8 protein-coding genes and 1 pseudogene are annotated in these 8,620 nt (G+C 67.2%); all 9 read right to left on the bottom strand.

Going from position 1 to position 8,620, the window contains the following annotated elements; genetic code table 11:
* Positions 1-69: 69 nt before the first annotated feature.
* Positions 70-1,476 carry an NADH-quinone oxidoreductase subunit N gene (locus B4L36_RS00855; protein ID WP_292950924.1) on the bottom strand — a complete coding sequence of 469 codons (1,407 nt, stop codon included), beginning with the start codon at positions 1,474-1,476 and terminating at the stop codon, positions 70-72.
* 4 nt (positions 1,477-1,480) lie between these two features.
* Complete coding sequence (locus B4L36_RS00850) at positions 1,481-2,968, bottom strand: complex I subunit 4 family protein (protein WP_292950922.1); 1,488 nt, start codon at positions 2,966-2,968, stop codon at positions 1,481-1,483.
* 1 nt (position 2,969) lies between these two features.
* On the bottom strand, positions 2,970-4,793 hold the full coding sequence (locus tag B4L36_RS00845) for an NADH-quinone oxidoreductase subunit L (protein ID WP_292950920.1): 1,824 nt from the start codon (positions 4,791-4,793) through the stop codon (positions 2,970-2,972).
* Positions 4,790-5,095 carry an NADH-quinone oxidoreductase subunit NuoK gene (nuoK, locus tag B4L36_RS00840; protein WP_292950918.1) on the bottom strand — a complete coding sequence of 102 codons (306 nt, stop codon included), beginning with the start codon at positions 5,093-5,095 and terminating at the stop codon, positions 4,790-4,792. The genes B4L36_RS00845 and nuoK overlap by 4 nt, the downstream gene beginning before the upstream one ends.
* A complete protein-coding gene (locus tag B4L36_RS00835; RefSeq protein ID WP_292950916.1) occupies positions 5,092-5,811 on the bottom strand; it encodes an NADH-quinone oxidoreductase subunit J in 720 nt (239 codons plus the stop codon). Before B4L36_RS00835 ends, nuoK begins: the two co-directional genes overlap by 4 nt.
* Positions 5,811-6,725: an NADH-quinone oxidoreductase subunit H gene (locus B4L36_RS00830; protein WP_292950914.1), complete on the bottom strand. Its 915-nt coding sequence runs from the start codon at positions 6,723-6,725 to the stop codon at positions 5,811-5,813. Before B4L36_RS00830 ends, B4L36_RS00835 begins: the two co-directional genes overlap by 1 nt.
* Positions 6,722-7,774, bottom strand: a complete 1,053-nt coding sequence (locus B4L36_RS00825; RefSeq protein WP_292950912.1) for a hypothetical protein — start codon at positions 7,772-7,774, stop codon at positions 6,722-6,724. The genes B4L36_RS00830 and B4L36_RS00825 overlap by 4 nt, the downstream gene beginning before the upstream one ends.
* The gene (locus tag B4L36_RS00820) at positions 7,771-8,124 is read right to left on the bottom strand and encodes an NADH-quinone oxidoreductase subunit A (RefSeq protein WP_292950910.1); all 354 of its coding nucleotides are present in this window, start codon (positions 8,122-8,124) and stop codon (positions 7,771-7,773) included. The genes B4L36_RS00825 and B4L36_RS00820 overlap by 4 nt, the downstream gene beginning before the upstream one ends.
* Before the next feature lie 157 nt (positions 8,125-8,281).
* Positions 8,282-8,620, bottom strand: a pseudogene (locus B4L36_RS00815) (hypothetical protein); the annotation flags it as partial.

Here is an 8,620-nt window from a genome sequence, read left to right as displayed (position 1 = left end):
GCAGTGGCCGACAGGCTCTGACGCGATCGGGTCGGTCGGTTGCGACCAGGCGCGCGCAGCCACGCGCCATCAGGGCAGCAGCGCGGCAGAGCCGAAGGCAGACAGCAGAGGCCCGGCAAGCAGGGTTGCAAGGATCGTGGCGATGCCCGCCGTCCACATGGCGACCGCGCTGCCACGGCCCAGCGTCTCGACAGGGTTGCCGGGCGGGTCGAAATAGATCGTTGCCATGACCCGGGCATAATAGAAAAGCGATGCGACCGTGTTCGCCGCGGCGACCAGCGCAAGCCACATGAAGTTGCCGTCGATCACCGTCATGAACATTGTGAACTTGCCGACGAAACCGATCAGGGGCGGGATTCCGGTCAACGACAGCAGCGCCAGCACCAGCACCACGGCAGCGGCAGGTTGCTGGCGCGCCAGTCCGGCATAATCGGCAATATCGGTGCGGCCGCGCAGATGGACCACAACGGCGAAGGCGGCAAGATTGCCGACGGTATAGGACAGCAGGAAAGCCAGCAGCGCCATCACGGCGTCGCCGCTTTGACCGATGACCGCGACCGCCATCAGTGCGTAGCCCGCCTGCGCGACCGATGACCATCCAAGAAGCCTTCGCAGATCCTGCTGCCACAGCGCCGCGAGATTGCCAAGCGTCATGGTCGCCGCGGACAGGACCGCCACCAGCGGCCTCACGCCCGGCATATCGACGGGGGCCAGCGCCATCAGTCTTGCCAGGGCCAGCGCGGCAGCAAGTTTCGGCACGATTGTCAGAAAGGCTGCGACCGGGCCGGGTGCGCCTTCGGCCACGTCGGGAACCCAGGCATGGCCCGGAACCGCGCCGAGCTTGAAGCACAGACCGACGAGGATCAGGGCGAAGCCCGCGATCAGCAGCGGCGTCGGCGACCCTTCGGCGATACGGGCGGTAAGATCGCCGTAGCCGGTCGTTCCCAACATGCCGATCACCAGCACGATTCCCGTCACCAGCAGCGCGTTGGCCAGCGCGCCAAGCAGGAAATACTTGATCCCGGCCTCGACGGACAAGGCCCAGTCCCGATGCCATGCGGCCAGCGTGTAGCCGGTGACCGATGACAGCAGCACCGATATCATCAGTTGCAACAGATCGCCCGCGCCCGCCATGCCCATCGCGCCAAGCGCCGACAGCAGCAAGATCGGATAGATTTCGCCGTGACGCCGATCCGTGGTGAACCAGGCCGGTGCCATCAGGATCGAAAGCGCGGTCGCGGCGACGATCATCAGCCGCATCCACAGACCGGCGCCGTCCAAAGTCCAGGTTCCGGAAAAGGTGAACTGCACCTGTCCCACCTGCCGCACCAGCAGCGCCGCGGCCAGCGCCAGCCCGGCGATCGCGATCGCGGCGCCACCCGGTTGCAGATGGCGGGACGCGAAACTGGCCCAGAGGATCGCGGCCACCGCCGCGATCAGGACTGCGATTTCCGGGGCGAGATCGCCGATCGGCATGGATTCAGCCCCCGAGGATCGTCTGCGTGGCGCCGTCCACCAGCGTCAGCAGCCAGCGCGGCCAGAGGCCGATCAGCACCACCAAAGCCAGCAGGACCGCAAGCACCGTGGTTTCGCGCGGTGCAAGATCGGCGAACCCGGCCCTTGCCTCGGACAATTTGCCGAAAAACATCTGTTGCAGCATCCGCAGGAACAGGGCGGCGGTGATCAGAATGCCCAGAAGCGCGACAGCGGCGATCCAGGGAAAGACCGCGAAGGCACCGACGAAGATCTGCACCTCGGCCACGAACCCGGCCAGTCCCGGAAGGCCGAGGCTGGCGAAAGCGGCCAGGGTGGCGGCCACCGTCATCTTCGGCGCGACCTGTGCAATCCCGCCGAAGCGGTCCATCTCGTAGGTCTCGGCGCGGGCCCAGACACCGCCGGCGATCAGAAAGAGCGCGCCGGTGATGAGACCGTGGGCCACCATCTCGACCACCGCGCCGGTCAGCGCAAAGCTGCGCGCGCCCTCGGACCCGGTCAGAAGCGCGCCCGCCGCCGCGATCCCCAAGACCGCATATCCCATGTGGTTGACCGACGTATAGGCGATCCGCCGCTTCATGTCGGTTTGCGCGAAGGCCACGATCGATCCCCACAGGATCGAGGCCAGCGCGAGCAGCGCGATCGGCAGCGACCACGCCGCAAAAGCCTCGCGCAGCATCTGGAACGGGATGCGGATCAGCCCGTAGGTGCCCATCTTCAGCAGCACCCCCGCAAGGATCGCCGAGGCAGGGCCGGGGGCGTTGACATGTGCCGGCGGCAGCCAGGTATGCAGCGGAAAGAGTGGCGTCTTGACCGCGAAGCCCAGAACGAAGCCCAGCAGGATCAGCCCGCCGCGCAGGTCCATTCCCGCAAGCGGCTGCATCGCGATCAACGCGCGCATGTCGAAGGTCACCGGATCGGCCGACAATACCAGCGCGATGATCGCCAGCAGGATCGCCAGCGATCCGGCCAGCGTGTAGATGAAGAATTTCAGCGCGGCCCGCTCGGCCTCGCCATGACCCCACCGGCCGATGAGAAAGAACATCCCGACGAGGCTGAGGTCGAAGAACACATAGAACAGCAACAGGTCGAGAACCAGAAACAGCCCAAGCGAGACGCATTCCAGAAACAGGAACCAGGCATAATAGGCCCGGAACCGATCGGGATTTTCCATCGGCCAGGCGACGCAGCCCACGAACAGCAGCGCGCTCATCAGCGCGAGGGCAAGCGAGATGCCATCGACCCCGACCCGCCAGGCAACGCCGAGCGACGGGATCCACGGCACCTCGGCGGTCGCCTGAAAGGCCGGCGCGCCGGGGCCGTTGTCAAAACCCGCCCAGACAATCACCAGCAGCAGCAGCGGAACCGCCGCGAACGCGACCGCGGTCCAGCGCGCCGCGCGCAGGCCAAGCCCGCTTGCCATCATCAGCAGCGCGGCCCCTGCGAGCGGCACGAGAATGGCAAGTGTCAGCATGTCAGGCTCCCAATGCCAGAAAAACGATGATCAGCGCCAGCCCGCCGACGAGATAGGCATAATAATGATGCGACATCCCGGTCTGAAGCCGCCGCAGGTCGCGGCCGGCCAGACTGGTCAGGCGCGCGGTGCCCTCGGGCAGGCCGTCCGTCGCCGCTTCGCCAAAGCGTTGGCTGGTGCGCGCCGCCCATTCCATCAGCGTGACAGTGGCGCGAATGCCACCGTCCACGGCGCGGGTGTCCAGCGATGCGGCGGAGGTCGCCAGCCGCTCGAAGGGCTGAACGACGGCACGAAAGACAAGCGTCGGCAGGCCCAGCCAATCGGCGGCAGCCGCGGCGGTGCCGGCGGTGCCGAGATCGGGGCTTTCGCGCGACAGATAGACGCCGCTTGCGACCCCGAGCGCGACCACAAGCAGCGACAGAGCCAGCCAGAAGCGCGATCCCTCGGGCAGGGCGATGCCCAGCAATGCCGCAAGATCGCCCGAAACCGGACCGAGCCAAAGCGCCGACAGGATCAGCGTCACCGCCGACAGCGCGAGAGGACCGACGATTTCCGGCCAGGCGGGGCTTTCGTCATCGGCCTTGCCGATACCGAATGCCAGCAGCAGGAAGCGCGTGGCGTAGGCCGCGCTCATGGCGCCGGCGGCGACCACCCCGAAGGCCACCCAGGGGCCCGCCGCCTCGGCCGCCTTCAGGATTTCTTCCTTGGTCCAGGCACCGCCCAGTGGCGGTATCGCAGCCAGCGCCAGTGCCGCCACAGCCGCGGCGCCCGCGACAAGCGGCATCACCCGACCCAGCCGAAGGCGGTCCAGCGCATAGGTGCCCGCGCGATCCCCCGCGAGGCCGGCGGCCAGAAACAGCGGCGCCTTGTAGAAGGCATGCGCGACCAGGTGCAGCGCGGCCACGCCCGGATAGCCGCTGCCGGTGGCGACGAACATGAGACCGAGTTGCGCCGAGGTGGACCCGGCCAGCAGCCGCTTGGCATGGTTTTGCAGCACGGCCACGATGCCTCCGGCCAGTGCCGTCGCCAACCCGACCGACAGAACCGTGACCGACCAGCCCGTTGCCGCGCTCAGCACCGGGTGCAGCCGTGCCAGGATATAGGCGCCCGCCGCCACCAGTGTCGCCGCATGAAGCAGCGCGGATACCGAACTCGGTCCGGCCATTGCCCGGAACAGCCAGGGCGAGAACGGCACCTGACCGGCCTTCGACGCCGCCGACAGAAGCACGCCGTAGGCCACGATCAGAAGCACCGGTCCCTGCAAGCCGCCAAGCGCGTCATAGGCAAAGGAGCCCGTCGCGCCGAAGGCCGCCATCGCGGCGAGGAAAAGCCCCAGATCGCCAAAGCGCGTCATGACGAAGGCATACAGCCCCGAGGCGGGGTTGTCCCGATCGCGCCAGTCATGGCCGATCAGGGCCCAGGAACAGGCGCCAATCAGTTCCCATCCGATCAGCAGGGTCAGCAGATCGGCGGCGGCAACCACAAGCACCATTCCGCCGGTGAACAGCAGCATCAGCCCCACCAGCCTCGGCAGCCCGCGCTGTGCTTCGTGCAGCGCGGCATGGACCGTGACCGGCAGCGCGACGGCCGGCACCATCACCAGGATCAGCGCCGACAGGGGCACGAGGCGCGCGGTCAGCGCGATACCGCCGCCCCAGTCAAGCGCCCCGGTCCAGTCGCCCGCGACCGCAAGCACGGCGAGGATCAGCGTCGCCGCCAGCACCCCCCCCGAAATTGCGGCCAGCGCCCGGCGCGATTGCGGGCCGAAGGCTGCGATGGCGATTCCGGCAAGCATCGGCAGCAGGGGAACGAGCCAGAGTGTCATCGCGCCAGCGTCTCCAGCGCCTCGGTCACATCGGCCTGCCGCTTGCGATAGACGGCGACGATCAGGGCGAAACCGATGGCAAGCTCTATCGCCATCACCGCCATGATGATGATGGCCAGAAGCTGACCCTTGGGTGCGCCGCCAAGAGCCAGCGACCAGAACCCCATCGTGGCCAGCAGCGACCCGTTGAGCATAAGCTCAAGTCCCATCATCAGCATGACAAAGGATTTCTGTGACAGCGCACCGTAAAGCCCGATGCCGAACAACGCCGCCGAGACAATCAGGATCGCCGAAAGTGTCATCCGCCATGCCCTCCGTGATTGCCATCCCCACCGTTTTTGCCATGTCCGCCGTGGCTGCCCCCGCCACCATGGCCGTCGTGGGCGCCTTTGCCACCCTGGCCGCCGTGCCCACCATGGCCGCCGTGCCCGCCATGGCTGCCGCCGCCTTTCGGCTGCCGACCCGCCGGGGGGCCACCCGCCGAAAGTCCCGGCGGAACCGATCCCGCATCCGTCGGCCCGAAACGCCCCCTTCGGCTGGACAGGACGACCGCGCCCAGCATCGTCGCCAGCAGGGTGACGCCTGCCGTCTCGAAGATCAGCATCGAATCGCCCAGCAATTCGATGCCGAGGTCGCGCAGGACCGGCCGGTCGGCGGCCACCGGATCGGAAGGAAGCGGCGTCAGCAACACGGCGCCCGTCATCGCGGCAAAGATCAGCAGCCCGGCCACGATCGACAGGCGATGCTGGTGCACCATCATCATCGGGTTCAGCCCTGCGGGATTCATCATGAACATCACCATGAAAAGTCCCATGACCATCATTTCCACCGCCATCATGAAGATCGTCGCGGCACCGAGATAACTGGCTGACAGAAGCAGGCCGATCAGGCCGACCGAGGTGAAGGACAAAAGCAGCAGGAAGGTCGCACGGATCATCGAATCGACGCGAAAGACGCGCCAGCCGGTCCAGATCGCAAATCCCGAAAGCAGGTAGAATGCCACGTCGGTCATCGTCATCACAGCGCCCCCAGCCCGGCGATCAGCAAGTCGAGGAACGCAATCGGCAGCAGCACGATCCAGATCAGCGTCAGCATCCGCGCCACCGGCATCCGCGGGACAAGATGCGTCAGCAGGACCACCGCCACCATCACCGCCAGCGTCTTGAGCGAAAGCCAGAGCCAGCCCGGCAGGACCGGCCCAAGATAGCCGCCGAGGAACGCCGTCGCCGCGATCGCGCATGCCGCGACCAGCATCGCCGCGCGCGCCGTCTGCCAGGCAATCCAGCGCGGTCCACCATCCTCGGCCGAGGTGCCGCCGGCCAGATCGGCGCTGTCGGCATAGTCGAACGGCCCCCGCAGCGTCAGTGACATCACCACCGCCAGAAACAACGGCAATCCCAGCGGCTGGCGGATCACGTTCCACAGGCCGCGCTGCGATTCGACCACCGCGCGCAGGTCAAGCGACTGGGCCGGTATCGACGCCGCGATCAGAACGAACATCGACAGCAGCATCACCGGCAGACCGATCGCGACATAGCGATAGGCGCCGATCAGCGGAAACGGCGCGTTGGGCGACCAGCCGTGCAGAAAGACCGCGACGACGACAACGGCCTCGGCCGCGCCCCACAGCACCACACTGGTATCCAGCGCGATGAGGGATTGGTCCGGGGCGAAGGGAACCAGCGCCAGGCCGACCACCGCAAGCAGAAAATAATAACCCGGCGCCAGAAGCCAGTTCAGATGGTCGGGTGCCTCGGTATCGGTGCGCTGGCGAAGATAGTCGGCGACCACGGCCCGCAGCGGGTCCGTCGCGGCCATGCCGACCGGGCGGCCGACGATCAGCCGCCCGATCGCGGTATCCAGCGCCGCCGCGGCCCACAGGCCGATCAACAACAGTGCCAGCAGGGCGGGAAGACCGACAATCAGGCTCATGCGGCCGGTCCGGTCATGTCGTGATGCTGGTGTCCGCCGTGATCCGGCGGCGCGTGAGCAGGGGCGTCCCTGTTCCCGTCCTTGTCGTCTTCGTCACCGCCCTCCGGCCCCGACCGCGCGCAGATCGCACGGATTCGATCCGGCTGGAAGCTGTTGAGCACGATCATCGCCTCGTGCCATTCGAGGCCGGGCAGAAGGTCGGACAGCCGGGTGCCATCGTCGGCTTGCGGCGCGTCCTTGTCGCGCCACCGGTCCAGCCGGTCGCGTACGTCGGTGCCGTCCCTGGCCCGGCCCAGACCGTCCGGGATCGCGCGTCGCAGCATCGCGATGCCCATGGCTGGCGGCAGGCCATCGCGGGTGCGCCGCAGCGCCAGGGCCGGCATGTCCATCACCCGCATCAGTCGGGCGATCGCATCTCCGGGGCGATCGTCCGATCCGGGCTGCGGGCAGGGGGGGCGGGTCGCCGTGGCCGACTGGATGACATCGCCCTGCAAAGTCAGATCGAGGATCAGGCCGGGCGGCAGCATGGGCAGGAAAGGACCGAACGGCGCGGAATAGGCATCCAGGCTCAGCCCGTCGCGCAGATCGTCGTCGGTCATCGCCATCGGGCGGCCATAGGGCGTGCCGCCCATCATGCCCTTGCCGCCCTGACCATGCGGACCGACGCCGCGCCATTCGTTCGGGGGCTTGTCAGGCAGGAAATCGGGCTCGGACGCGCGGTCCCCGGAAAGAATCGATCGCCAGAGATCGGTCAGCGTCCGCTCCAGCCCGTCCGCCGTTGCCTGCACCGGGTCGGTCCAGTCCCCTGGCGGCGTCGCCCGGTGCCAGATTGTCGCGCGGGGGTGCGGCAAATGGTCGTGGAGCCGCTGCAGGAAGGGAAGAAGATCGGGCGCGATTTCGCCAAGCACAAGCAGAATCGCCGCCTGCCGGGGCGAACGCTGCAGCCGCAACGTCCCGTGCAATTCCTCGGCCCGCTGCAACCCGCCCGCACCGATCGCGGCGAAGACCGGTGGCGGCCCCGAGGCCGCGAAGGCGCGGGCCCAGCTCATTCCCATGCAAAGATTCCCTCACGCCAGCCATAGATGATGCCGATGGTCAGAATGGCAAGGAACATCCCCATTTCGACCAGGGCCTTGATGCCCTCCTCGACGAAGACGACGGCCCAGGGATACATGAACATCATCTCCATCTCGAAGGCGACGAAGAGCAGCGTCATGGTATAATAGCGAACGTGGAATCGTTGCCAGGCATGGGTGCCCGGCGCGGCACCGCCGATGAACGGTGCGGCCTGTGGTGCGGTGACCCCGGGTGCGTCGGACAGACCGCCCAATTGCTGCAGCGCCATCACGGCGCCGAGGGACAGAGCCGTCAGAAGAAGAATCTGGATCGTGTTTTCCATGCTTCCCGGCTCATCTCCTTGCAAAGACAGTATTGTCGTAACGCAGGCGATCTTGCAAGTGTTCCGATCCGGATTGCCGCGGATAAACCCGGCCGCAAACCGCCCTCGCAGCCCTGCGATGCGGGCATGGCAGCGCCGGCGCGGCCGTCGATGCCGTTCAGGATCGCGTCGCGGATCCGTCGCCTGCGGGCGGCATCTTCTGCCCGGCGCGATTATGGGCGTCGGGATCCGCGGCGCGCAGCACCATCCCGAACAGATCGCGCGGATCGTCGGGATCGGCCAGAAGGTCGAGCCGCTCGAACAATCCGGTCCGGCCAAGCTGGTCGCGGACATAGCGCAGGGCCGAGAAATCCTCGATCGCAAAGCCCACCCCGTCGAACAGGGTGATCTGGCGCGCATCGCGGCGGCCTTGTGCCTGTCCCGCGACGAGCTGCCAGAATTCGGTCACGGGAAAGGTCTGCGGCATCTGCTGGATTTCGCCCTCGATGCGGGTCTG

The sequence above is a fragment of the Paracoccus sp. UBA889 genome (genome assembly GCA_002294185.1).
Classification (GTDB): domain Bacteria; phylum Pseudomonadota; class Alphaproteobacteria; order Rhodobacterales; family Rhodobacteraceae; genus Paracoccus.
The sequence above is the reverse complement of the archived record's forward strand: the minus strand, read 5'-3'. Positions and strand labels throughout refer to the sequence as shown.

Coding starts and splice junctions, on each gene's coding strand:
- B4L36_RS00855 (WP_292950924.1), bottom strand. CDS start 1,476: ATGCCGATCGGCGATCTCGCCCCGGAAATCGCAGTCCTGATCGCGGCG.
- B4L36_RS00850 (WP_292950922.1), bottom strand. CDS start 2,968: ATGCTGACACTTGCCATTCTCGTGCCGCTCGCAGGGGCCGCGCTGCTG.
- B4L36_RS00845 (WP_292950920.1), bottom strand. CDS start 4,793: ATGACACTCTGGCTCGTTCCCCTGCTGCCGATGCTTGCCGGAATCGCC.
- nuoK (WP_292950918.1), bottom strand. CDS start 5,095: ATGACACTTTCGGCGATCCTGATTGTCTCGGCGGCGTTGTTCGGCATC.
- B4L36_RS00835 (WP_292950916.1), bottom strand. CDS start 5,811: ATGACGATGACCGACGTGGCATTCTACCTGCTTTCGGGATTTGCGATC.
- B4L36_RS00830 (WP_292950914.1), bottom strand. CDS start 6,725: ATGAGCCTGATTGTCGGTCTTCCCGCCCTGCTGGCACTGTTGTTGATC.
- B4L36_RS00825 (WP_292950912.1), bottom strand. CDS start 7,774: ATGAGCTGGGCCCGCGCCTTCGCGGCCTCGGGGCCGCCACCGGTCTTC.
- B4L36_RS00820 (WP_292950910.1), bottom strand. CDS start 8,124: ATGGAAAACACGATCCAGATTCTTCTTCTGACGGCTCTGTCCCTCGGC.